Genomic DNA, 23,628 nt, shown 5'->3' with positions numbered 1-23,628 from the left:
ATAGCGACAGTACTCATTGAAGAGCACTGTCGCTAATTATTTATTATTGGTTTTGGTCTACAGTGCCGTCCGTTACTAAATCCAGCTTTCCTGTAGCAGGATCGATAATAAGACCATGTACCGGAACACTTTTTGGCATTAATGGATGTGTTCTGACTAAGTCAACACTTTTTAATACACTTGTTTCAACATCCCCAAAACCGCATAACCATTCTTTTAAATCAAACCGAGCGTAATTGATGACGTCGATCGTTTCCTGTTTAACCCCACGTTCAAGCATATGACCGATCATGACGTTCGGATCCACTGCACTCATCCCGCAGTCGTAGTGGCCGATAATGTATACTTCATCCGCTTGCAATTCATAAACCGCTACAAGTAAACTGCGCATAATCCCGCCGAATGGGTGATTTACGATTGCTCCTGCACTTTTCACAACTTTGACATCCCCGTTGCGTAAGTTCATTGCTTTAGGTAGTAATTCAACTAAACGTGTATCCATACAAGTTAAAACAACAATTTTTTTATCAGGATATTTTGTTGTAGCATACTGTTCATATTGTTTTTCATCTACGAATTTTCCGTTAAACTCTAAAATTGTTTGTAATGCAGACATTTGTTCCTCAAACCCCTTTCGATTCTTTTATATTTTAAAATATTTTTTAGATAATTCAAACAAATGCGCATTATTAAGGTTAAATTTATAATAAAAAGAGAGAAGTATCGCAAAAATCCGCTATAAAAAAACAACCACTCAATAAAGTGGTTGTAAAAATTTTAATGCTGATGGTGGCCATCCAATGATTTTTCGTTTGGCGCAAATGTATTTGCCTTTGAATCTACTATAACAGAGTCGTGTGATTGTAAACCAATACGTAAGAACATAATAAACATAAATAAGAATACAAGAAGTATTACCGTAAATCCTAATACTATCGTATAGTAGTCGGATAAGAACGGATAATGGTGATCAAACATTATAAAAACTCCTCTCTATTTAGTGATATCAATCATTAACCAATTATAACCTAATAAATTGGAACATTGTAGGGTAATTTAGTTAGTTAATGTAGAAAATATTGTAAATATGGCGACATCTTGAAAATTATTTCTTGTATAAATGGAATCTATACAGTTATTAAAATGCCCAGTTTCCATTGCGGAAAACGGGTTCAGCTTGTTCGTCTTCTGTAATTCCATCAATATTCATCTGTTCAGAGCCAATCATGAAGTCGACATGTGTAATACTTTCGTTTAAACCGTTAGCTTTTAATTCATCACGTGACATTGTCTTTCCGCCTTCGATGCAAAATGCATAGGCGCTGCCGATTGCCAGGTGATTTGACGCATTTTCATCGAATAACGTATTGTAGAACAAAATATTCGATTGAGAAATTGGAGAATGAAATGGAACAAGCGCCACTTCTCCTAGATAATGCGAGCCCTCATCTGTAGCAATAAGATTTTTTAATACTTCTTCTCCCTGCTCAGCCTCTACTTTAACAATACGTCCGTTTTCAAATGTAAGTTTGAAGTTGTCGATAATATTACCGCCATAGCTTAATGGCTTTGTACTAGACACATACCCGTTTACACCATCTTTATGCGGTACTGTGAAAACTTCTTCAGTCGGCATATTTGCCATGAACTCTTCGCCTTTTTCGTTGACACTGCCTGCCCCACACCATAAATGTCCTTTAGGAAGCTCGATCGTCAAGTCCGTACCTGGTGCTGTATAGTGTAATTTCGCATAGTTTTTATTGTTTAAGTAATCAACTTTTTCATGCAAGTTGTCATTATGCTGTGCCCAAGCTTCTACCGGGTTATCCAGATCTGCGCGTGTCGCTTTAAAGATGGCATCCCATAATGCCTCTACTTGCTTTTCTTCCGGTAAATCCGGGAATACTTTGCGAGCCCATTGTTTTGATGGAGCAGCAATAACCGTCCAGCTGATTTTATCTGACTGAACATATTGACGGTACTTGTTCAAAGCAGTGCCTGAAGCTTTTTGGAATGCTGCAATACGTTTTGAATCGATCCCCGACAGTAAATCCGGACTTTGAGATACAATGCTCATAAATGCCGCACCTTCTTCAGCAAGCCATTCACGCTCCTGTACTTTCCAAGGCGGGAAGAAATCGAAAGAATCATCCGGTGCCAGCTCATAGCGAGTACGTGTAATTTGATCATCTGTATAATCTACAAATACTTGTTTGGCTCCAATTTCATAGGCAACTTTAGTAACTACTTGTACAAATGGTGCCGACTCGATAGAAGCCGCAATATACAAATATTGATTCGGATGAATATTGACACCGATTTTTACTGCCAGTTCTGCGTATTTCGTTAAATTTGCTTCGAATATAGAATTCATTGATTCATTCCTCCAATAATTATCTTAAAAATTAGTTAATTTCAGACACATTAATAGTCATATTCCAGCTTAGAAAAGAACAATAATGTGTCAAAAACAAAAAAATCTTCTTATAACTAGTGTAAAGGAAGTTAACAAAAATTTAAATATACCGAAATAAAGAAAAGACATCGTAATTTGGAGGTACTACATATGGATATATCATCAGTTGTTGGGGTTATCATCGCCTTTATCGCCCTGTTAGTCGGGATGTTCTTAAAAGGTGTTACACCGGAAGTGCTAATAAACCCTGCTGCTATTTTAATTATTATTTTCGGTACGATTGCTGCAGTTACAATCGCTTTCCCGATGAAAGAACTAAAAAGGGTTCCAAAGCTTTTTAAAATTTTGTTTTCAGAAACAAAACTCGCAAGTGATATTGAGCTGATAAAAATGTTTTCGCAATGGGCTGACTTAGCCCGCCGTGAAGGACTATTGGCATTAGAAGGTAAAGCAGCTGAAATTGAAGATCCGTTTTTAAAAAATGGTCTAACATTAGCAATCGATGGTCAAAACGCTGACTATATTCGCGATGTGTTAACAGAGGAAGTTGAAGCGCTGGAAGACCGCCATGCAAGTGGAGCGGGTATTTTCTCTCAAGCAGGTACATATGCACCTACACTTGGGGTACTTGGTGCTGTAGTCGGTCTTATTGCTGCATTAAAAGATATGTCTGATATTGATAAATTAGGACATGCCATTTCAGCGGCCTTTGTTGCAACATTATTGGGGATTTTCACAGGTTACGTTTTATGGCATCCATTTGCCAACAAGCTAAAACGCAAATCTGCTGTAGAAGTTAAGCAAAAGCTAATGATGGTTGAAGGAATTTTATCCGTACTTGAAGGTGAAGCACCTCGTGTAATCGAGCAAAAGCTGGCTTCATATTTAACGATGGAAGAACGTAAGCAAATTACCGAAAGCGGGGCGGGTGGCCTTGGCAAAGAAGCGTAAAAGACATAAAAAGCATGAGGAGCATATTGACGAGTCCTGGTTAGTTCCTTATGCAGATATATTGACGTTATTATTAGCATTATTCATTGTACTATTTGCATCAAGCTCAGTGGATGAGCAGAAATTACAGCAAATGTCTACAGTGTTTAATGATATTTTTACCGGTAGTACAGGTGTAATGGATAACACATCTCTTATACAAACTCCGGATAGTTCTATACCAACAGGAGTCTCCAAATATATGGAGGATCAGGAACATCTTCAAGAAACACAAAACCGTGTGGATGAGTTTATTGCCGTTAATGAGCTGGAAGACCAGTTTGAAACGAAAATGACAGAAGAAGGATTATTGATTACAATCCGGGACAGTATTTTATTCGATATGGGGCGAGCGGATGTAAAAGCGGAATACGATTCAATTGCTGACGAGCTTGCGCAACTATTAATGTTTGATCCACCGCGTAATGTTGTCATTACGGGTCATACAGATAATGTACCGATTAAGACACCGGAATTTGACTCTAACTGGGATCTGTCAGTTATGCGTGCAGTAAACTTCATGAAGGAAATCGTTTCGGGCAATGAGCAACTTGATTCCAAATATTTCAGTGTAAAAGGTTTTGGTGAATTCCAGCCGATTGCTACGAATGATACAGAACAAGGCAGAGCTAAAAACCGTCGTGTTGAAGTGCTCGTACAGCCGCGTATAGCAGAAAATGGCGATGTGATCGTGGAATAGCAAGAAAGCTGTTTGGAAGGGGAAACCTTCTGAACAGCTTTTTTTATTAAATTAAATCGCTCATAAAGTAGAAAGTACTTCCATACTACTCGGGATGAAAAGACTTAATATAAATTTGACATTAATTAAACAAAAGTTTATAATAATAAACAAATGTTTGATTCGAGGTGATAAAGTTGAATGAAAAGGAAAAATTAATCTTTCAATTAATAAAAAGAAATCCCTACTTATCACAACAGGAAATGGCAGAACAACTTGGAATGTCCAGGCCGGCGCTTGCCAATATGATCTCATCGCTTATAAAACGAGGGGAAATTTTAGGACGTGCTTATGTTTTGCCGGAAAAAAATCAAATCATTGCAATTGGTGGTGCCAATATCGATCGTAAATTCACTATTGAGCAAAATGTCCAACTAGGGACTTCCAATCCTGCTGCTGTTACAGAATCGGTAGGCGGTGTAGCCCGTAATATCGCTGAAAACTTAGGACGTTTAGGCAACCGGGTATCCTTGATTACTGTAATGGGTGAAGATCATGATAGTGCATTTATTGAACAAAATTGTAAGAGTATGATGAATGTGGATTTAGTAGAGAAATTAAGTGATTATAATACAGGTTCCTATACAGCAGTACTTGACAATATGGGCGAGCTGGTAATATCAATGGCAAATATGGCGATTTATGATCAGTTGCTGCCAAGTGTTTTAAAAAAGCACGAAGCAATATTACAAAATGCCAGCTGTATTGTCATTGACTTAAACAGTCCGGTAGAAACAGTAGAATATATTAGGAATTTCGCAATGGAGCGTAATATCGCATTGGCGGTTATCCCGGTTTCCGCACCTAAAATGAAAAATGTGTCGCAGGATTTGCACGGTATCCGTTACTTCATCTGCAATCGTGATGAAGCGGAAAGCTATTTAAATGTGGAGCTGAATACATTTAGCCATTATGAAAAGGCAGTTAACATGCTATTGCAAAAAGGGGCGGAGCATGTTGTGCTCACTCTGGGCGAACATGGAGTAATGGTAGGTAACGAAGGCAATGTAGTACATTACAAAGCAATTGCAACTAGAAATATTGTCGATGTTACAGGTGCAGGAGATGCTTTTGTCAGTGCATTTTTACATGGTGTATTAAACGATGAGGAGCTTGAAGAAGCAATCCAGCTCGGATTAGTAAATGCATCGAAAACATTGCAATCGGATAAAACAGTACGTGAAGATTTAACAAAAGATAACTTACTTGAATGGAGGAATTTATAATGGAACAATATTTATCATATTCACAAGAGGTATTAGAAGCTAAAGAGAAAGGTTTACCAATCGTAGCGTTGGAATCTACAATTATTTCACACGGTATGCCATATCCTCAAAATGTACAAACAGCTCGTGAAGTAGAACAAATTATTCGTGATGGCGGTGCAGTACCGGCAACAATCGCATTAATCGACGGAAAAATTAAAATCGGTCTTTCTGATGAAGAATTAGAAATGTTCGGTAATGCTCAAGGTGTAGCAAAAACAAGCCGTCGTGATATCGGTTACTTACTTGCAACAAAGAAAATCGGTGCAACTACTGTAGCAGCTACAATGATCTGTGCGGAGCTTGCTGGTATTGAACTATTCGTAACAGGCGGTATTGGTGGAGTTCACCGTGGTGCTGAAACTACAATGGATATTTCTGCAGACTTGGAAGAGCTGGCAATGACAAATGTAGCTGTAGTATGTGCAGGTGCAAAATCAATTTTAGACATCGGCTTAACATTGGAATACCTTGAAACAAAAGGTGTACCTGTAATTGGTTACGGAACAGATAAATTACCTGCATTCTATGCACGTGAGAGTGAATTTGATGTAAATATCCGTGTTGATTCTGCAGAAGAAACAGCCGCAATCCTACGTGCGAAATGGGATTTAGGCTTACGTGGCGGTGCATTGATCGCAAACCCGATTCCAGTAGAAGATGCTATGGAATCAAGCGTGATCGACGGAATTATTGACAATGCTTTAAATGAAGCGAAAGAACAAGGTATCGCAGGCAAAAATGTAACACCATTCTTATTAGGTAAAGTGAAAGAGCTGACAGAAGGTAAATCATTGGATGCAAATATTGCCCTTGTTAAACATAATGCCCGTGTAGGTGCAAAAATCGCTGTCGAATTAAATAAATAATTAATATTTCCTGGGGAATAGGAAATGAAAAAAGAAGCTTGTCGAATTAATCGATGAGCTTCTTTTTCACATTTCACATTTGAAGTTATTTACGAAGGGCGCCTAGTTCTGCTACGATGGCATTCATCTCGCTTGGGCTAAATGAATCGCGTTTCATAACCATTTCATATAAATATTGCAGATCTTCGTATTTTTCTTCATCAAATGCAGTAGACTGCATAGCATCAACATTTACCATACGAAGTTTTTCTTTGATTTGCTCGATCATATAGATGACGTTTTGCTGCGACGGGTTTGATAAATCCATAATTTGTGTGCCCTACCTTTCAATGTTTACAAAAATATCATTTCATGCAACCATCATCTTGTCAACAGGTTAAAGTTTACTGAATACTTTTAATAATATCGAACATTCGTTAAAATACAAGTAGATAAGTTTTACGAAAAAATATTAAGGGAATACGAAAGCATATATAGGAGGAGAAAAAAAGATGAAAAGTAAACTATTACCTTTTATAGCAATTGGAGCAGTAACTGGAGCAGCGATTAGCATGTTGGACAAACAAACACGTGAACATACTGTAGAAACAGCAAAAAAAGCGAAGGATACAGTAGCGTACTATTCCGAAAACCGGGATGAATTAATGGCGTTGGTAGAAACAAAAATGGAACAGGCGCAATCATTGTATGGAACAGTAAATAATGGTGTCCAATCAATAATGCAAAATGAAAATGATATTAAAGAGTTACCTGCTACAATTCAAAGTATGGTTTCAGAAACGATTCAGGCTTTCTCGAAAAAGGATGAGCAAATCGGGTAAGCGGATGTCCATGATATCCACTGAATCATCATAATGTGAACAGGTGGTGGCAGCATGGAAGAAAAGGAAGAACTGAAAGAAAAAATTTCGTTAGTGAAATCATATGTTTCACCGGAGCGCAGCCAAATAAATATATTGACAACAAAAGGGTTCATCCAAGATTTAATTTATCGGATTAAAAATGTGGATATGTCGGGCATGGGAGCACAATTGGCCTATTTTTTCCTGTTATCATTTTTCCCTATGCTTATTTTTATGGTAACACTGTTACCTTACTTAAATTTGGAACAAGGGCAAATATTCGATTTTTTAAGTGATGTTATGCCTGAAGAAGTATATGGACTGATTGAAACAACGTTAGCAGATGTTTTGAATAATCAAAACGGTGGTCTGCTTTCAATCGGTATCATTGGTACGATCTGGTCTGCCTCAAGAGGTGTAGATGCACTGATGAAAGCATTGAACCGTGCCTATGATGTGGAAGGCAGAGCAGGGTTTATCAACCGTTTATGGTCACTTATTTTTACGATTGCATTAGTAGCGGTTATTTTAATTGCCCTGTTATTCCCTGTTTTTGGTCAGCAGATCGGGAATATTGTATTCGGCTATTTAGGTGTCGAGGAATCATTTGAAAGCATTTGGACCTTTGTTCGCTGGATTACGCCACCAACACTTATTTTTATCGTCCTATCGATCATGTATTGGATCGTTCCGAATACAGATCCGCGGTTAACGATGTTTAGTGTTATTCCAGGGGCTGTTTTTGCGACTTTAGGCTGGCTTGTATTAACTTACGGATTCTCATTCTATATTAACAATTTCGGTAATTACAGTTCAACATACGGAAGTATCGGCGGGGTCATTATTTTAATGCTTTGGCTCTATTTCACCGGAATGATTCTTATCCTTGGCGGTTTGTTAAACGCATCATTCCAAAAGAGACAGCTTGCGAAGGAAAGCAAAAAGCAAGCTAAAACACCTGTTTTTTAGCCGAAACTGTATGCGGAAAAATGCCATTTCTTTTTATAGAAATGTCAATAATGGCTGTATGTTTTGTACAAATTTAATGGACAAAGCAAAAAGGTGCATCCTGCTAATGGGATGCACCTTTTAAAGCTGGATTAAACATTTTTACTTAGCATACGTAATCCATTTAAAATAACTAGAATCGTACTGCCTTCATGACCGATAACGCCTAAAGGAAGACTGATTGCTTGGAAAAAGTTCGATATGATCAGCAATGTAATAACCGTTAATGAAAAAATAATGTTCTGTTTCACAATACGCTGCATTTTGCGCGAAAGCTTAACGGCATGGGCGATTTTAGATAAGTCGTTTTTCATTAAAATGACATCCGCTGTTTCGAGTGCCACATCTGTACCGCCACCCATAGCAATACCGATGGATGCAGTGGCAAGGGCAGGGGCATCATTAATACCGTCGCCAACCATTCCGACATGACCGGATGTTTTTTGATAGTGCTTAATATGCTCGACTTTCGTTTCCGGTAAGCATTCTGCTACATAAGTTGAAACACCCGCTTCTTTTGCAATCGCTTTTGCCGTTGTTTCGTTATCACCAGTCAGCATGGCTACGTTAATACCTAGCTCTTGCAGTGCGGCTACCGCTTTTTTTGCTTCGTCCCGAACGATATCTTTAAGGGCGATTAGTGCTGCAATGCCATGTTGATCTTTCAGGAACACAACTGTTTTACCTTCATTCGCTAAATGTTCGAGTGCTCCGTCAGCAAATTGATGGGCCGAAGTTGCTCCTACAAAATCAGGTTTTCCGATTAAATAGGGCTGTTCATTAAACAGCGCTTTCATCCCGTAACCCGGAATATCTTCAATAGTAATATTGTACGTAGTAATGACATCCTGCTTTTTTGCAAATGCATTAATTGCCTGTGCAAGGGGGTGATTTGATTGTCCCTCAATTCCTGCTATTAAAGCTAACGTCTGCTGTTCGTCTAAGTCTTGACGTACAATAAAATCCGTCACAACAGGTGTTCCTTGTGTTAATGTACCGGTCTTATCGACAGCCAATACGCGAATCGCGCTTAAATGCTCTAAATGCACACCACCTTTAACTAGTATCCCGTTTCTTGCCCCATTGGAAATAGCTGAAAGGGTAGCCGGCATAATAGAAGCAACTAATGCACAAGGAGAAGCAACTACTAGTAACACCATTGCTCGGTACAGTGTTGTCGTCCAGTCCCAACCTAATAAATAGTGCGGTAAAAACATCATAAGTGCTACGGCCAATAATACAGCTTTTACATACACATTTTCAAAGCGTTCAATAAACTGTTGGGAAGGTGATTTTTCACTATGTGCAGATTGAACAAGTGTAATGATTTTTTGGAATAACGTTTCGGAACTGGGCTTCGTTACTTTTACAGTTAATACACTGTTTAAATTTACTGTCCCTGCAAAAACTTCATTCCCTATATTTTTAGTAATCGGCATTGATTCACCTGTAATTGCTGCCTCATCGACTGTTGAGACACCTTTAAAAATTTCGCCATCAGCTGGAATACGTTCGCCGGGCTTGACTAGAATATGATCGTTTATCTTCAAGTCTTTAACCGAAACTTTAATCGGTTCGAATCCGCCTCGTACCAGCCAAGCTTCTTCCGGCTGTAATTCCATTAATGTAGAGATTTCACGGTTATTTTTATTCATTGCATATGTTTCAAGTGCGCCACTTAAGGCAAATATAAAGATTAATACAGCGCCTTCCATCCAGTAACCGATAACGGCAGAACCAATGGCAGCAATAATCATTAGAATTTCTACATTTAAAGATTTATCTTCAATTGTATCTTCAATACCTTCTTTTGCTTTTGCATAGCCACCGATGAAAAACGCGGTTAAATAGGCTATTACAGCAGCTGTCGTTTGATCCGTTGATTCCATTCGCCATGCGAGCAAAATGATAAAGCCGGACACCAATGCAGCTATTAATTCTTTATGTTCTAAGATTTTCTCATTTAATGATAAGTTTTCTCGATTAGAATTACTCATAAATACCTCCTTGATAATGATTATTAATATTAATAAGGACTGATAATGGATTTCATTTAGATTAGAATGATTTCTTGTTTAGAATAATTATAATATAGGTAACTTATTTTGTAAATAACATACAATAGAGAATTAAAAAAAATAATGCCAACTTGACTTATAAGGATTATAGAGTAATATAATGGAGTACATTTATTAAATTGGAGGAGTTTACTTTGAATTTCTACGTATTGCTTAATATTGCTTTGTTGCTAATCGTCATTGCTTTTTTATATTTCCTTAAAACGAAGCATGTTAAGTTTTCAAATCGTGTTTTTATTGCCTTAGGATTAGGTATTTTACTTGGAGTAGTTTTACAGTTTGCCTATGGGGCAGGGGCTGATGCCATTAATGAAACTGTTCCATGGTATAACATTGTCGGTACCGGCTATGTAAAGTTACTGCAGATGATTGCGATGCCTTTAGTATTCATCTCAATATTAGCTGCCTTTACAAAAGTTACTTTTGGTAAAAACTTAGGTAAGTCAGCAGCAGTCATTTTATCGGTATTAATCGGAACAACTGCGGTTGCGGCTGGTTTAGGTATTGCATCAACAGTGCTGTTTGATTTAGATGCTTCTCAAATTATGCAAGGTGAAGCCGAAATCGCTCGCGGAGAATCACTGGTTGAACGTTCTGCGGAAGTAACACCTTTACCGGAACAGATTTTATCAATGTTTCCTGCAAACCCATTTGCGGATTTAACCGGATCACGCGCAACGTCAACAATTGGGGTTGTAATTTTTGCAGCATTTCTAGGATTTAGTTATTTAACACTCCGTCGAAAAGAGGAAGAAACGGCGGCAAATGTAAAAAAAGGTGTCGATGCACTTTACGGTTTAATTATGGGTGTTGTACGTATTATTTTACGTTTGACTCCATATGGTGTAGCTGCCATTATGGCACGTACAGTAGCAACAAGTGATTTAGGGGCGATTATGGATTTAGGTAAATTCATCCTGGCTTCTTATGTGGCATTGATCGCTATGTTCATCCTACATTTAGTCATTGTTTCGTTAACAGGTTTAAGTCCATTAACTTATGTGAAGAAAACAGCAGAAGTATTACTGTTTGCTTTTACGTCACGTTCAAGTGCAGGGGCGTTGCCGTTAAATATTCAAACACAGACAAAGCGTCTTGGAGTTCCTGATGGAATTGCCAATTTTGCTGCTTCATTTGGTCTTTCAATCGGGCAAAACGGTTGTGCGGGTGTATATCCGGCAATGTTGGCGGTAATGATTGCACCGACAGTTGGTATTGATCCGTTAACACCTGGCTTTATCGCAACATTGATTTTAATTGTAGCGATTAGTTCGTTTGGTGTGGCCGGTGTTGGTGGTGGTGCGACATTCGCAGCCATTATCGTATTATCTGCAATGGATTTACCGATTGCGCTAGCAGGTGTTTTAATTTCTGTAGAACCGTTAATCGATATGGGACGTACAGCACTTAATGTTAGCGGGTCAATGGTTTCGGGTGTCGTATCAAGCCGTGCAACAAAAGAGCTCGATACAACAATTTACAATGAATCAGCTGATAAACAATTAGTTCAATAATAGTAAAAAGCAGCACAGATTAAGTTCTGTGCTGCTTTTTATTAACCAAACAATCGATCTCGCATAAAAAAGGTCGCGCTGAAAAATAGCCAAAGCATTACTGAAAGATATAGATATATATATCCAAAAGTTACATAAGGGAAAATAATACTAACATAAATCGTATATAAAAGAGCTACAAGGAAACTGCGTTTATACTGATATTTTGTGCTCACATGTATTTGAGCAGCTATAAATAATGCATTGATCAGTATCTTAATATAGAACATAAAACACCACCTATACCTTTTATGAAAAATAGTATAGCATACCAATAAAAAGAATAGTTAGAATAATATGTAATTTGAAATACAGAAATAAAAAACGACTTCAACCTTTAGAGGAAGAAGTCGTTTTATTATCTATTAGAATACACGCTCTGCATGCAATGCTAGTTTATCTAAAGAAGATTTCTCTACATCAGCATGTAATGAGTTACCATGAGAATCCATTGTTACAACTGCAGTAAAGTCTTTTACTGTTAAATGCCACATCGCTTCCGGAATACCGAATTCCATTAAGTCTACACCGTCAACAGATTTGATGCAGTCTGCATAGTACTGAGCAGCACCACCGATTGCGTTCAAGTAAACGCCACCGTGTTCTGATAAAGCTTTAAGTGTTTTTGGACCCATGCCGCCTTTACCCATAACAGCACGGATACCGAATTTTTTCATGATATCGCCTTGGTATGGCTCCTCACGAATTGAAGTTGTAGGTCCCGCAGCTTTAACAACCCAGTTGCCTGCTTCGTCTTTAGCCATTACCGGACCACAGTGGTAAATAATTTGACCGTCCAAGTCTACTGGCGCTTCTACACCTTCACCGATTAGGTGGTGGTGGATTGCGTCACGACCTGTGTACATACGGCCTGAAATTTTTACAACATCCCCAACTTTAAGTGAACGAATTTTTTCTTCAGTAATTGGTGCAACTAATTCAACTACTTTGTTGTCAGAGTTGTCTTGTTTTTCTTCATCACGGAAAGTGATTTTTTCACCTTCTTGGTAGTGCCAGTTTGTGATTTCGCCAGTCACCGGATCGATATCGATTGCCATACGACGGTAAGCCCAACAGTTGTACGCTACAGATACGAAGAATGAAGCTGGTAAACGGTCCATTACGCCGATTTTACAACCTAATAATGTTGCTTCACCGCCGAAGCCCATTGTACCAACACCGAATGTATTTGATTTTTCTACGATATATTGTTCTAGTTTTGCTAAGTCTTCGATTGGATTCACATCATCAACGTGACGGAATAACTGCTCTTTTGCAAGATCGTAACCTGAAGAGCGGTCACCACCGATACCAACACCGATGAAACCAGCAGAACAGCCTTGTCCCTGTGCTTGCCATACAGAATGTAAAATACATTTACGAATCCCGTCTAAGTCACGACCAGCGCGGCCTAAACCTTCTAATTCTGTAGGTAAAGAATATTGGATATTTTTGTTTTCACAGCCGCCGCCTTTTAAAATAAGCTTCACTGTAATATAGTCATTTTCCCATTGCTCAAACTTTACTACTGGAAGGCCAGCACCAATGTTTGTACCAGAGTTTTTACCAGTTAATGAATCAACTGAGTTTGGACGTAATTTTGCATCTCCTGTAGCTGCAGCAATTGCAGTATGGATTGCTTTTTTAATTTCGATTTGGTTTACGCCAACCGGAGTATATACTTTAAATGTTGGTAGACCAGTATCTTGACAAATTGGAGATACATTGTCTTCTGCCATTACAATATTTGTAGTGATTGTGTCTAAAGACATCGCTGCACGTGTACCAGCATTTTCTGCTTCTTTTGCAGCTTTAATAGCACGACGAACGTCTTTTGGTAAGTTAGTAGATGTTTCAGTTACTAAAGAATAAAGACTTTTTTCTAAAGTTTCTAAGTATGCCATCTTATTTTTCCCCCCAGAAAAATATGTGTATTTTGATCAGTGAAAAGCTTGATATAAGGTAGAACAAAACTTTCACTAAAAAGCGATTGTGATGTCCTTCTTGATAATCCATCTTACATTATAACTCTTTTAAAGTGGAAAAAAAAGAGCGCTTACATGAATGTTGTCGGATTAAATGAAAAAACGACGAATAATAGCAGAACTAGTCAAAAGAATGAAAAAAGCAATACCTATTGTACAGGCATTGCTGAATTTTTCTATTTTTCTTCGCGGGATTGGAACTGGTCCATTTTTTCTTCTAAATCATCCATCATTTGAATTAAGCGATCAATATCTTCAATTTCCGTCGTTGCAGGATCGATGGCATCAAGCACTTCAAGGAAAATTTCCAGGCGTTCTTTTAAATAGGTTACTTGTTGTTCTTTGTTTGTAATTGGCTTCATAATGTATGATGCTCCTTTTGTATTGACTTATTAATATTATACTACGCTATTTTCTAAAAGTTAAACAACAACTTGTAGGATATATCGGACCATTCTATTAAATTAACTTTAAAAAATAGGAAATTGTATAGTACTTGTTAATTATTTTAACATTCTGTTAATTTTGAATATTTACATTAATGAAGTGTTATGATAAAGTAAACTCATACTTAAATACGAAGGAGATGGTCGGAAAAAACATGTATAGACAAACTCAAGAAAAGGAGGAAGTTTAAACATTTACGGCTCAATGCCGATACGATTGTTTACGCAACGCAGAAATGGAATATAGTGATATTTAAAACCCCAGTTAACTTTTAGAGATAAAGTTAGCTGGGGTTTTTGAGTTTACTTTTATTTCTCCTGAAAGCTGTGATACGATAAATTGTATGAACTAAGGGAGAATATTGTAATGAGTTATGAACAGCGCAGATTTGCTATTTTAGTTATTATTGTATCGATTTCAGGATTTTCGCAAGGAATGCTTTTACCTCTGATTTCAGTGATTTTTGAAGGGGACGGCGTATCCTCAACGCTCAACGGATTGAATGCAACAGGTTTATACATAGGAACACTATTGATATCACCATTTATCGAGCGGCCATTACGCAAGTATGGCTATAAACCGATTATCATATTGGGTGGGGCACTCGTTTTTGTGTCACTGTTTTTATTTCCATTATGGAAAAGTGTCATGTTCTGGTTTATTCTCCGCCTGTTGATTGGCATCGGGGATCATGCACTGCATTTTTCAACACAAACTTGGATTACTTCAACAACAGCTACACAAAAACTTGGTAAAAGCATGTCAATATACGGCATATCTTTTGGTGTCGGGTTTGCTCTTGGCCCACTGTTTGTTCCGCTAATCAAAATTTCGGAAAGCTTTCCGTTTATTATTTCATCGGCATTATGTTTATTGGCATGGTCGCTAGTCTTTTTCGTGAAAAATGAAAAACCGGAAGCGTTGGCAGGAGATGCGAATGAGTCGGGTTTCAAGCGTTACAGTCTTGCTGTAAAGTACGGCTGGATTGCTTTTTTACCACCGTTTGTTTATGGTTTTTTAGAATCATCATTAAATGCTTTATTCCCGGTTTATGCATTGCGAAAAGAATTTGACGTAGCATTTGTATCAATTATTTTGGCCGGCTTTTCGATCGGTGCGATTGTTATGCAATTTCCGCTTGGTGCATTAGGCGATAAAATTGGTCGCCATAAAGTCGTAGTTTCTGGGCTCTTTGCCGGCAGCATATTTTTCTTAATAGGTAATTTTTATGAGCATTCGGAACTGTCTGTAGCGACAGTCTTCTTTTTTGCAGGTATGTGTGTAGGCTCGATGTATTCGCTCGGTATCACATATATGACCGATTTGACTCCGAAAGAGCTGTTGCCGACAGGGAACTTGCTTTGTGGTATTTTCTTCAGCTTAGGAAGTTTAACAGGCCCGCTTTTAGGCGGATTATATTTGGAAGTGTTCCCGAACAACGGGTTCTTATTTGTGATTTCGCTCATGCTTCTAACGGTGGCGGTTGTCATTCTGTTTTTCGGCAAATCAAGAAAAACAGCTGTATAAAAAAGCAGACGTTCTCTTAATTAGAACGTCTGCTTTTTACTGAAAAGAAGACTATTGCTGTTAAAATCATTGCTAAAATTATGTAGATGAACACATTTAAATAGTTCACTCCACCAAATGTAACAGCGGCTTGAAGTGAGCTTGCTGAAGTTGCGGAATTTTCATCATTGCTTGGGAAGATGAAACCTGCAAAAGATGAGATCGCCCAATAAGAAATAATAAAAGTGAGCACTACAAATAGAAAATTCTTCATATTAATACCTCCTGGCGACTTCTATTTTACATGAAAAGTAAAGAAGTGGGTGAGGTTCTGCTAAAAGATTCATAAAAGCGGCGCGCCTTTATAAAACAAAATTCGCCGCTTTCGTGTTATTTTGCTTCAGGATCTGGTTGGTGAAGACCAAAAATATTATTTTCAGTATCAATGAAATATCCTTGCCAAGCCATACCTGGCAGCGCATATTTAGGCAAAGCTACTTTACCGCCATTAGCTAAGATTTTTGCTCCGGTTTCATCATAATCGCTTACACCTAAAGTACATACTGCCGAATTGACACTTTGTCCTTCTGCAGGGGAAGGGCCCTGCCGCTGCATTAATGCACCATTAATGCCTGGATATTGGTCGTCGCCAGTAATGGCTCCAAAATAAGGCATGCCTGCATATTCACTATAATCCTCAAAACTCCACCCAAAAACAGTCTGATAGAAGTTTTTCGCCCGTTCCATATTGTCTACATGAATTTCAAAATGAATGATTCTCCCCAATTAGATCCCTCCGAAAATATATTTAATTCAATATTGCGTCAATTGAAGTCTATTTGCAAGTTTTCACCAAAAGAAAGCCTACACAAGATTTTTGTGCAGGCAATAGATTTTACTATTTTTTTAAAGTCAGTTTTACAACACATTCAACCTGTGCCGTCTGCGGGAACATGTCGACTGGTTGAATATATTCAACGTTGTAAGACTTTGATAATTCCTTTAAATCACGCGCAAGTGTTGATGGGTTACAAGATGTGTACACGAAACGCTTTGGTTTGATTTTTAATACAGTTCGAATAAAGCCTGGCTCTAAACCTGTACGAGGCGGGTCCACACAAATGACATCCGGACGGTAATCTTCTTTTGACCAGCGGAACAGCCATTTATCTGCAGAGCCTGGGAAGAAACGTACATGCTGCAGGTTATCGTTTGTACGTGCATTGTACTTCGCATCGGCAATTGCTTCGTCTACATTATCCATACCGCGCACTTCGCGGGCACCTTCTGCCAGCCACATACCGATAGTACCAACACCGCAGTATGCATCGACAACATTTTCTTTTCCAGTCAGTGCCGCAGCTTTTTTAATTTCATTATATAAATGGACTGTTTGTTCAGGGTTAAGCTGAAAAAATGCACGAGTTGATAAATCAAATGCAAATTCTCCCAACTTTTCATGAATCGCGTCTTTTCCGTCTAAAATATAAGTGTCCGGACCAAATATTAACGAGGTTTTCTCGCGGTTGACGTTTTGTGTAATAGAAACGATTGAAGGATCAATCTTTTTAATACGTTCGATCAACTCTTCTTTATGCGGAAGCTCACGGCGTGTTGTGACAAGACATACTTGTGTTTCACCAGAGCGCATACCTGTACGGACAACAATTGTACGAACTAAGCCGTTTAACGTTTTTCCATCGTAAATCGGGATATTTAGCTTTTGTAAAATTTTACGAGTAGCAACTGTAATTTTTGAAGTTACAGGATGTTGTACAAGACAGTCATTAATATTTAAAAGCTGGTTTGTTCCTTCAGCAAATAGACCTGCATATACACGCTTGCCTTCTTTACGTACTTGGAACTGAGATTTGTTGCGGTAATGCCAAGGATTATCCATTCCGATTGTTGGGCGGATTTCAGCGGTCTGACCGATTTCTTTCGCGTATTTTTCGAATGCTTGTACGACGATATCCCGCTTATTCATTAACTGCGCGTCATAAGTCATATGCTGTAATTGACAGCCACCACACTCAGAATACACAGGGCAAGGCGCTTCTTGACGGAATTCACTTGCTTTACGTATTGTTAAGATTTCCGCTTCAGCAAATTTAGGTGATACTTTAGTTAATTTTACTGTTACTTCTTCTCCGGGAATCGCACCTTTTACGAATACGACATTGCGTTTATAAAAACCGACACCTTCACCATTAATGCCAAGGCGCTTTATTGTTAACGGGAATTTTTGCCCGACTTCCATTTTTAGTTCACTCAAGTTTACACGTCCTTTAAATAGAGTAACTCGCACCAAAATTTAGTGCGAGTCACTTCCTTTTCTTCATCATTACAGTATAGCGGAAAGTACAATGAAAAGAAAGGAACGCTACTTTTCTAATAAGGGGAAATATTTTCGTATTCAAGCACCAAATCATCCAAAGAGCCGAATGTATAGCCTTTTGCTTTAGCATCTTTTATAAATTGAGGTAACGCTTCGGCATTATCCTGTGCTACTGTATGCATTAAAATAATGGCACCTGGATGAAGCTGGTTCATCAATGCATCATAGGCATATTTTGCACCGCGTCGTTCATCTTTCAGCCAGTCTTTAAAAGCGATCGACCAGAACATATGGCGATAGCCCGCTTCATTGCCGACTTTCAGAACTTCTTCATTAAAGATACCTTCCGGCGGTCGGGCGTAATAAGTCCGTTTTACACCAGTCAACTCATTTAATTTATCATCAAACTGTTTCCATTCCTTCTTCATTCCATCAGGAGTCAAACGCGCCATATTTGGATGGCCATATGAGTGGTTTCCAATAATATGGCCATCTTTAACCATCGTTTTTACTAAGTCGGTCGCGCTCGTTAAATAATGCCCGGTCAAGAAGAAAGTGGCTGGGGCTTTTTCTTCCCGCAGAGTATTTAAAATACTCTCGGTATAGCCGTTTTCGTAGCCGTTATCGAATGTTAAGTAAACAATTTTCTTTTCTTCATTCCCCTTATAAATGGCTCCGTATTTACTTAACATAGACTCAAGCGGTTCTCCTATTTCAACAGGTGCGCCATTACGGCTTGGCTTGAAGCCCCAATGAAATTCCTCGGCTTTTGCAACAGACACAGATATAAAGGAAATAAATGTGGCGACTAACACGAAGCTAATCCCTAAAATATGTTTTTTCAATGAAAAAGCAACCTCCTTTTACAAGGTAGGTTGCGTGAAAAGCATTGTTTTATTCATATAGATCACGAATTGCATCCTCTACAGAAATAAACTTAAAATCGAAATTCGCATTTAATAATTTTTCGGGCACGACATGCTGACCGTCCAGTACGAGCATACTCTTCTCGCCAAGTGCAATCTTTAAAGCCATGCTTGGTACGGGGAACCAATGTGGTCGATTCAGTGCTTTACTAATTGAATGCCCGAATTGCTTCATTCGTTTTACATTCGGTGTCGTAAAATTAATCGGTCCTGATAACGTACCGTTTTCTATTGCAAAAAGTATAGCACGCGCCACATCTTCTGCATGAATCCAGCTAAGCCACTGTCTGCCTGATCCGATTGTACCGCCAACACCAAGTTTGTAAGGAAGTACCATCATCGGCAATGCACCCTCGCCTTTTTCTAAAATAACGCCAAAACGGGTTAAACAAGTGCGAATGCCTAATAGTTGAGCCTGCAATGCTTTTTCTTCCCACTGTGCCACAACGCTCCCTAAAAAATCAGTAGCTTGTTCGGTAGCTTGTTCCGTATAAACAGCTGTTTCGGAAACAGGATAAATACCAACAGCGCTCGCATTAATGAGTACTTTCGGTTTTTGCTTCACGGTTTGTAAAATACGGATGATTTCATCGGTAGACTCCAAACGGCTTGATAGGATTTTTTGTTTTTGTTCATCTGACCATCTTCCCTCATTTAGAGAGACGCCCGCTAAATTTACGAATGCATCCGTATTTTCAACATGATGCTCCGGTGTCGCCCCGTCTTTTAGCCATTGCACATAAAGTATATTATTTTCAGTATGCTGCTTTCCACGTGTCAATACTATGACTTCGTGACCTTGTTCAAGTAATAGTTTACTCAATCTCCTGCCAACCATTCCTGTACCGCCTGCAATTGCAACTTTTATGACAAACACCGCCTTTATTTCTTTTTGTTCCTATAAGTATACCGTTCCATGAAACTATAAGTAAAAAGATGTATACTAGAATGTACATTGTTATTGTGAGGTGTACACGGTGCAAGTCCAAATCATTACAAAAATTGGTCGTCAAAAAAACAATCAGGAGCGCTACAATATATACTTGAACGAAAAGTATGCTTTTGCAGTTGATGAAGGCACACTTATTAAGTTCGGCCTGCAAAAAGGCAAAGTACTTGAGCAGATGGAAATAGATGAAATACAATATGAAGATGAAATTGCAAAAGCGTTTAACAAGGCGCTAAACTTTTTAAGCTTCCAAATGCGCAGTGAACATGAAGTGAAATCCAAGCTTCTGAAAGCAGGGCATGGGGAAGCAGTTGTACTTGAAGCGATTCATAAATTGACGAGCTTAGGCTTTTTAAATGATGAAAGTTATTCAAAAGCGCTGCTTGAAACGAGAAAGCGTACGACAAAAAAAGGTCCGGCAGCAATTCGCCAGGATCTGATGCAAAAAGGAATTGATAAAAGTTTGCAGCAGAAAGTATTGGCGACATTTGAACATGATGAACAGTTAAAGCTTGCAATGGAATTAGCGGAAAAAGCCGTACGTTCCAATACAAACAAAACGCCGACACAAGTGAAACAGAAAATTCAGGATGTGCTGTTGCGTAAAGGTTATTCCTATGAGATTGTTAAAGAAATACTCGGCCAGATTACATTAGAGCGTGATGAAGATGAATGGTCCGAGTTAATAGAAGCTCAAGGTGATAAAATTTGGCGCAAATATGCATCCAAATTAACAGGTTCCGATCTTCGGCAAAAAGTTAAACAGGCACTTTATCAAAAGGGCTTTCCAATAGAGAAAATCAATGAATATATTGAACAGAAGGAGCAACAACAAAATGAATGAATTAACATATAGTTCAATGTCTGAACAGGAATTGCGTCAGGAAATTGCAAATTTACGTGAACGTGCAAGAAAAGCCGAGCAATTGGGGATTGTAAATGAGTATGCAGTATATGAGCGTAAAGCATTGATGGCAGAGGCGTATTTAGTTGATCTTTCAACAATTATTCCGGGTGAAATCTATCGCCTGAACGGATCGCCAGGTGAATTTTTCCAAGTAGATTATTTAAAAGGTCGCTTTGCATGGGGACACCGATTAGGGTCGGAACGTTTTGAAGAAGCATTACCAGTTTCTATATTACGTCCAATGAAAGAAGGGAAGTAGCATGGAAGAATTATATCAAAGATTAACAGAACAATTATTAGCGAAAAATCCTAAATTACCGGCAGGCCGTGCTCGTACATGGGTGGAATTATTATGCAGCGATTTCGAGTCGACATCTGCCAAAGCCGGTGCGGATTACCGCGGCGCGGAATATACGGCTAAATTAGTGAGCCAGTTAATTGAAAGCTATGGGGATAAACTGCATTTATTTGCGGCACAAAATCCGAAATATGCCCATTTATTAAACGACAGTGATGATACGTTAAATTAAAACCAATCCAGCTATAATGTAATTGTGTAGCTTCTAAGCTGATTGCAAAATAAAACCACCAGTTGTGGCTGGTGGTTTTCCGTCTTTTTATTTAGTCATTTCCGGCTCCTATTTGCAGTCGTTTCTGCAGTTTTTCTTCTGTGAAAATCCAGCCGGTATAAGAATTGACAATGTTAAGCTCATCATCTAAATGGGCGACTGCAACGAAAGGATAGCGATCGTTACTGCGGTAGCGTAAATCGATTAAACGCAGTTCTGTTACGCCGCTTTCAAGCTCTGAAATTTCCCACCGGTAAAGTGGTGAAAACGATAAAAAGGCATCTAAGTTTGGATCCTTTATCGCTTTTTCAACGAGCTCCGTTTTTGGGATTGGCTCAATTTCGAACTTATCGTAAATATTGACGGATCTGCGATAGGCACGGCCAACGTAAAAGTGCGTTTTAGATTTAGCAGCAACTTTCCAATGGAAAAAGCGCATTGTCGGAGCAACAATTACAAATTCTTCGTCCTGCAGTTCATGATGGACAGCAGTTTTAACCGCCTTTTGAAGAGCAAAACGTAAAATATAATAGAAGAAAATAATGATGTACATGACCGTAAATGTGAGGACAGGTTCTGTCCCTAATAACCAAAGTAAAATACCGATACAGTGCATCGTAAATATAAATGGATCAAATGTATTAATAACACCGAGTGCAACCCACTTTTTTGAAAACGGGCGCAATGCCTGTGTGCCGTATGCATTGAAAATATCTACAAACACATGTAAAAATACGGCGATCTGTGTCCATAGCCAAACATTGAATAGGTGGACGTCAGGTAAAATAAGAGCGAGAACACCTGTTATTAAGAGAGGCCATAGTAAAACGGCTGGTATTGAATGTGTAATCCCTCGGTGATGACGTATATAAACCGCATTATTACGAAGTTTTAAAACCGTATCAATATCCGGTGCCTGTTGTCCGATAATCGTTCCTGCCATTACAGCCGTAAAGGTCATGGAATGACTTGCGACAGTCGGGTCTACAAGTGCTAGGCCTCCAATTGCAATCCCCATGACGAAATGTGTGCCTGAATCCAAATGTATCAACCCCTCGATCTTAAACCCGTTCGAGAACGGAAAAATTTAGCAATAGTATCCACATTATAATATACCCTTTTTTAAGGAAATAAAATCGAATTTTTGGAGGACAATGTGAACTATCCATATACAAAAGAGTTTCGCCGAGCGTTAGTGCAATGGTTTTTGCAAGAGCAACGAGATTTGCCTTGGCGTCGTACGAAAGAACCGTATCAAATTTGGGTATCAGAAGTAATGCTGCAGCAAACAAGAGTTGATACAGTCATCCCATATTACAACCGTTTTATAGAAAAATATCCGACAGCGGAAAGCTTAGCCTATTCACCGGAAGAAGAGCTGCTTAAAATGTGGGAAGGTCTAGGGTATTATTCCCGTGTCCGTAATTTACAAGCAGGTGTCCGGGAAGTAGTCGAGGTGTACGGCGGAAAAGTGCCGGATAACCGTGTCGACATATCAAAGCTAAAAGGTGTTGGACCTTATACTGCAGGTGCAATTTTAAGTATTGCTTACGGAAAGCCGGAACATGCTGTAGATGGAAATGTTATGCGTGTTTTAAGTCGCGTATTAAATATTGACGCCGATATCGCTTTGCCGAAAACAAAGAAAATTTTTGAACAAGCGGTAACAGAGCTGATTGATCCTGAAAATGCATCTGCATTTAATCAAGGACTGATGGAGCTTGGTGCATTGATTTGTACACCGACTTCACCAAAATGCTTATTATGTCCAGTGCGTGATTACTGCACGGCATTCCATGAAGGCGATCCATCCAGCTTGCCAGTTAAATCCAAAAAGCTTAAAACAAAGAATATTGAATATGATGTTTATATTATTCGTGACAAAGAAGGTCGCTTTTTAATGGAGAAGCGTCCGGAAGATGGTCTGCTCGCGAATATGTGGCAGTTTATTATGATTGAGCGCCAGACAGATGAAAATAGTTTAACCAAAGTTGAAAAACAATATAACGTAACTTTGGAGCGCAATTTTAAAGAACCGATTTTAAATTTTAAACATGTGTTTTCTCATTTGAAATGGCATCTCGACAGCTATTTAGTCGATGCTGTTGAGACGAAGGGTAATCCGGAAAATACGGCATTCTTTACAAAAGAACATATTGCCAATTTACCAATGCCCGTGCCGATGTTAAAAATCTGGGGAAAAATCAATGCATAATTCTTTTATCACCGGACCACAATAAA

Annotated in this window: 25 protein-coding genes; 12 read left to right on the top strand and 13 right to left on the bottom strand. The window is 38.6% G+C overall.

Features of this window, described 5'->3' with window-relative positions; all coding sequences use genetic code 11:
• Positions 1-43 precede the first annotated feature (43 nt).
• The 3 genes from MKZ25_RS16795 to MKZ25_RS16785 form a co-directional block, all read right to left on the bottom strand.
• A complete protein-coding gene (locus MKZ25_RS16795; protein ID WP_340802465.1) occupies positions 44-616 on the bottom strand; it encodes a beta-class carbonic anhydrase in 573 nt (190 codons plus the stop codon).
• Between the two features lie 161 nt (positions 617-777).
• Positions 778-978 (bottom strand): hypothetical protein, encoded by a 201-nt coding sequence (locus MKZ25_RS16790; protein ID WP_340802464.1) that lies wholly within the window; start codon positions 976-978, stop codon positions 778-780.
• 160 nt (positions 979-1,138) lie between these two features.
• Complete coding sequence (locus tag MKZ25_RS16785; RefSeq protein ID WP_340802463.1) at positions 1,139-2,374, bottom strand: aminopeptidase; 1,236 nt, start codon at positions 2,372-2,374, stop codon at positions 1,139-1,141.
• 192 nt (positions 2,375-2,566) lie between these two features.
• Here MKZ25_RS16785 and motA point away from each other — a divergent pair, with 192 nt between their 5' ends.
• The 4 genes from motA to MKZ25_RS16765 all read left to right on the top strand — a co-directional run bounded on the left by motA (position 2,567) and on the right by MKZ25_RS16765 (position 6,279).
• Entirely contained in the window at positions 2,567-3,367 is an 801-nt protein-coding gene (motA, locus tag MKZ25_RS16780; protein WP_340802462.1) for a flagellar motor stator protein MotA, read from the top strand.
• On the top strand, positions 3,351-4,106 hold the full coding sequence (motB, locus tag MKZ25_RS16775; RefSeq protein ID WP_340802460.1) for a flagellar motor protein MotB: 756 nt from the start codon (positions 3,351-3,353) through the stop codon (positions 4,104-4,106). Before motA ends, motB begins: the two co-directional genes overlap by 17 nt.
• Positions 4,107-4,282: 176 nt before the next feature.
• Positions 4,283-5,371, top strand: a complete 1,089-nt coding sequence (locus MKZ25_RS16770; protein ID WP_340802459.1) for a carbohydrate kinase — start codon at positions 4,283-4,285, stop codon at positions 5,369-5,371.
• Entirely contained in the window at positions 5,371-6,279 is a 909-nt protein-coding gene (locus MKZ25_RS16765; protein WP_340802456.1) for a pseudouridine-5'-phosphate glycosidase, read from the top strand. Before MKZ25_RS16770 ends, MKZ25_RS16765 begins: the two co-directional genes overlap by 1 nt.
• An 85-nt stretch (positions 6,280-6,364) precedes the next feature.
• Here the strand turns inward: MKZ25_RS16765 and MKZ25_RS16760 are convergent, their stop codons facing one another.
• Positions 6,365-6,586 (bottom strand): DUF1128 domain-containing protein, encoded by a 222-nt coding sequence (locus MKZ25_RS16760; protein WP_079523640.1) that lies wholly within the window; start codon positions 6,584-6,586, stop codon positions 6,365-6,367.
• A 184-nt stretch (positions 6,587-6,770) separates the two neighbouring features.
• Here MKZ25_RS16760 and MKZ25_RS16755 point away from each other — a divergent pair, with 184 nt between their 5' ends.
• Positions 6,771-7,100, top strand: a complete 330-nt coding sequence (locus MKZ25_RS16755; protein ID WP_340802455.1) for a YtxH domain-containing protein — start codon at positions 6,771-6,773, stop codon at positions 7,098-7,100.
• 54 nt (positions 7,101-7,154) lie between these two features.
• Positions 7,155-8,090, top strand: a complete 936-nt coding sequence (locus MKZ25_RS16750) for a YihY/virulence factor BrkB family protein (protein ID WP_340802454.1) — start codon at positions 7,155-7,157, stop codon at positions 8,088-8,090.
• Positions 8,091-8,221: 131 nt separating this feature from the next.
• Here MKZ25_RS16750 and MKZ25_RS16745 read toward each other — a convergent pair whose 3' ends face one another.
• Positions 8,222-10,126 carry a heavy metal translocating P-type ATPase gene (locus MKZ25_RS16745; protein WP_340802453.1) on the bottom strand — a complete coding sequence of 635 codons (1,905 nt, stop codon included), beginning with the start codon at positions 10,124-10,126 and terminating at the stop codon, positions 8,222-8,224.
• A gap of 215 nt (positions 10,127-10,341) precedes the next feature.
• On the opposite strand from MKZ25_RS16745, the gene MKZ25_RS16740 reads away from it, so the two are divergent.
• Positions 10,342-11,721, top strand: a complete 1,380-nt coding sequence (locus MKZ25_RS16740; RefSeq protein WP_340802452.1) for an L-cystine transporter — start codon at positions 10,342-10,344, stop codon at positions 11,719-11,721.
• 404 nt (positions 11,722-12,125) lie between these two features.
• Here the strand turns inward: MKZ25_RS16740 and MKZ25_RS16735 are convergent, their stop codons facing one another.
• Both MKZ25_RS16735 and MKZ25_RS16730 read right to left on the bottom strand, forming a co-directional pair.
• Complete coding sequence (locus MKZ25_RS16735; RefSeq protein WP_340802451.1) at positions 12,126-13,664, bottom strand: fumarate hydratase; 1,539 nt, start codon at positions 13,662-13,664, stop codon at positions 12,126-12,128.
• A gap of 257 nt (positions 13,665-13,921) precedes the next feature.
• The gene (locus MKZ25_RS16730) at positions 13,922-14,107 is read right to left on the bottom strand and encodes an SE1561 family protein (protein WP_445326873.1); all 186 of its coding nucleotides are present in this window, start codon (positions 14,105-14,107) and stop codon (positions 13,922-13,924) included.
• 451 nt (positions 14,108-14,558) lie between these two features.
• On the opposite strand from MKZ25_RS16730, the gene MKZ25_RS16725 reads away from it, so the two are divergent.
• Positions 14,559-15,719 (top strand): MFS transporter, encoded by a 1,161-nt coding sequence (locus MKZ25_RS16725; protein WP_340802450.1) that lies wholly within the window; start codon positions 14,559-14,561, stop codon positions 15,717-15,719.
• Positions 15,720-15,735: 16 nt separating this feature from the next.
• On the opposite strand, the gene MKZ25_RS16720 is transcribed toward MKZ25_RS16725, so the two are convergent.
• From MKZ25_RS16720 to MKZ25_RS16700, 5 genes are all read right to left on the bottom strand, one after another.
• Complete coding sequence (locus MKZ25_RS16720; protein WP_340802449.1) at positions 15,736-15,972, bottom strand: carboxypeptidase; 237 nt, start codon at positions 15,970-15,972, stop codon at positions 15,736-15,738.
• Between the two features lie 116 nt (positions 15,973-16,088).
• Complete coding sequence (locus MKZ25_RS16715) at positions 16,089-16,484, bottom strand: VOC family protein (protein WP_340802448.1); 396 nt, start codon at positions 16,482-16,484, stop codon at positions 16,089-16,091.
• A gap of 112 nt (positions 16,485-16,596) precedes the next feature.
• Entirely contained in the window at positions 16,597-17,958 is a 1,362-nt protein-coding gene (gene rlmD / locus MKZ25_RS16710) for a 23S rRNA (uracil(1939)-C(5))-methyltransferase RlmD (RefSeq protein WP_340803039.1), read from the bottom strand.
• A gap of 131 nt (positions 17,959-18,089) precedes the next feature.
• On the bottom strand, positions 18,090-18,881 hold the full coding sequence (locus MKZ25_RS16705) for a polysaccharide deacetylase family protein (protein ID WP_340802447.1): 792 nt from the start codon (positions 18,879-18,881) through the stop codon (positions 18,090-18,092).
• Between the two features lie 49 nt (positions 18,882-18,930).
• Positions 18,931-19,830 carry a TIGR01777 family oxidoreductase gene (locus MKZ25_RS16700; RefSeq protein ID WP_340803037.1) on the bottom strand — a complete coding sequence of 300 codons (900 nt, stop codon included), beginning with the start codon at positions 19,828-19,830 and terminating at the stop codon, positions 18,931-18,933.
• Positions 19,831-19,939: 109 nt separating this feature from the next.
• On the opposite strand from MKZ25_RS16700, the gene recX reads away from it, so the two are divergent.
• From recX to MKZ25_RS16685, 3 genes are read left to right on the top strand one after another with little or no spacing between them, the layout of a single operon-like run.
• Entirely contained in the window at positions 19,940-20,755 is an 816-nt protein-coding gene (gene recX, locus MKZ25_RS16695) for a recombination regulator RecX (RefSeq protein ID WP_340802446.1), read from the top strand.
• Positions 20,748-21,077 carry a YfhH family protein gene (locus MKZ25_RS16690; protein WP_079523624.1) on the top strand — a complete coding sequence of 110 codons (330 nt, stop codon included), beginning with the start codon at positions 20,748-20,750 and terminating at the stop codon, positions 21,075-21,077. Before recX ends, MKZ25_RS16690 begins: the two co-directional genes overlap by 8 nt.
• Position 21,078: 1 nt before the next feature.
• A complete protein-coding gene (locus tag MKZ25_RS16685) occupies positions 21,079-21,348 on the top strand; it encodes a YfhJ family protein (RefSeq protein ID WP_008405720.1) in 270 nt (89 codons plus the stop codon).
• 91 nt (positions 21,349-21,439) lie between these two features.
• On the opposite strand, the gene MKZ25_RS16680 is transcribed toward MKZ25_RS16685, so the two are convergent.
• On the bottom strand, positions 21,440-22,429 hold the full coding sequence (locus MKZ25_RS16680) for a metal-dependent hydrolase (protein WP_340802445.1): 990 nt from the start codon (positions 22,427-22,429) through the stop codon (positions 21,440-21,442).
• A 114-nt stretch (positions 22,430-22,543) separates the two neighbouring features.
• On the opposite strand from MKZ25_RS16680, the gene mutY reads away from it, so the two are divergent.
• Positions 22,544-23,602 (top strand): A/G-specific adenine glycosylase, encoded by a 1,059-nt coding sequence (mutY, locus tag MKZ25_RS16675; RefSeq protein ID WP_340802444.1) that lies wholly within the window; start codon positions 22,544-22,546, stop codon positions 23,600-23,602.
• The last annotated feature ends 26 nt before the right edge of the window (positions 23,603-23,628 follow it).

The sequence above is a fragment of the Solibacillus sp. FSL W7-1464 genome (genome assembly GCF_038004425.1).
In the GTDB taxonomy this organism is placed as follows: domain Bacteria; phylum Bacillota; class Bacilli; order Bacillales_A; family Planococcaceae; genus Solibacillus.
The sequence above is the reverse complement of the archived record's forward strand: the minus strand, read 5'-3'. Positions and strand labels throughout refer to the sequence as shown.

Bases quoted from the DNA above. Each gene is read 5' to 3' on its own strand.
- MKZ25_RS16765 (WP_340802456.1), top strand. From the start codon at position 5,371: ATGGAACAATATTTATCATATTCACAAGAGGTATTAGAAGCTAAAGAG.
- MKZ25_RS16760 (WP_079523640.1), bottom strand. From the start codon at position 6,586: ATGGATTTATCAAACCCGTCGCAGCAAAACGTCATCTATATGATCGAG.
- MKZ25_RS16795 (WP_340802465.1), bottom strand. From the start codon at position 616: ATGTCTGCATTACAAACAATTTTAGAGTTTAACGGAAAATTCGTAGAT.
- rlmD (WP_340803039.1), bottom strand. From the start codon at position 17,958: ATGGAAGTCGGGCAAAAATTCCCGTTAACAATAAAGCGCCTTGGCATT.
- MKZ25_RS16750 (WP_340802454.1), top strand. From the start codon at position 7,155: ATGGAAGAAAAGGAAGAACTGAAAGAAAAAATTTCGTTAGTGAAATCA.
- MKZ25_RS16685 (WP_008405720.1), top strand. From the start codon at position 21,079: ATGGAAGAATTATATCAAAGATTAACAGAACAATTATTAGCGAAAAAT.
- MKZ25_RS16690 (WP_079523624.1), top strand. From the start codon at position 20,748: ATGAATGAATTAACATATAGTTCAATGTCTGAACAGGAATTGCGTCAG.
- MKZ25_RS16785 (WP_340802463.1), bottom strand. From the start codon at position 2,374: ATGAATTCTATATTCGAAGCAAATTTAACGAAATACGCAGAACTGGCA.
- MKZ25_RS16790 (WP_340802464.1), bottom strand. From the start codon at position 978: ATGTTTGATCACCATTATCCGTTCTTATCCGACTACTATACGATAGTA.
- MKZ25_RS16720 (WP_340802449.1), bottom strand. From the start codon at position 15,972: ATGAAGAATTTTCTATTTGTAGTGCTCACTTTTATTATTTCTTATTGG.
- motA (WP_340802462.1), top strand. From the start codon at position 2,567: ATGGATATATCATCAGTTGTTGGGGTTATCATCGCCTTTATCGCCCTG.
- MKZ25_RS16755 (WP_340802455.1), top strand. From the start codon at position 6,771: ATGAAAAGTAAACTATTACCTTTTATAGCAATTGGAGCAGTAACTGGA.
- MKZ25_RS16730 (WP_445326873.1), bottom strand. From the start codon at position 14,107: ATGAAGCCAATTACAAACAAAGAACAACAAGTAACCTATTTAAAAGAA.
- MKZ25_RS16745 (WP_340802453.1), bottom strand. From the start codon at position 10,126: ATGAGTAATTCTAATCGAGAAAACTTATCATTAAATGAGAAAATCTTA.
- MKZ25_RS16735 (WP_340802451.1), bottom strand. From the start codon at position 13,664: ATGGCATACTTAGAAACTTTAGAAAAAAGTCTTTATTCTTTAGTAACT.
- MKZ25_RS16725 (WP_340802450.1), top strand. From the start codon at position 14,559: ATGAGTTATGAACAGCGCAGATTTGCTATTTTAGTTATTATTGTATCG.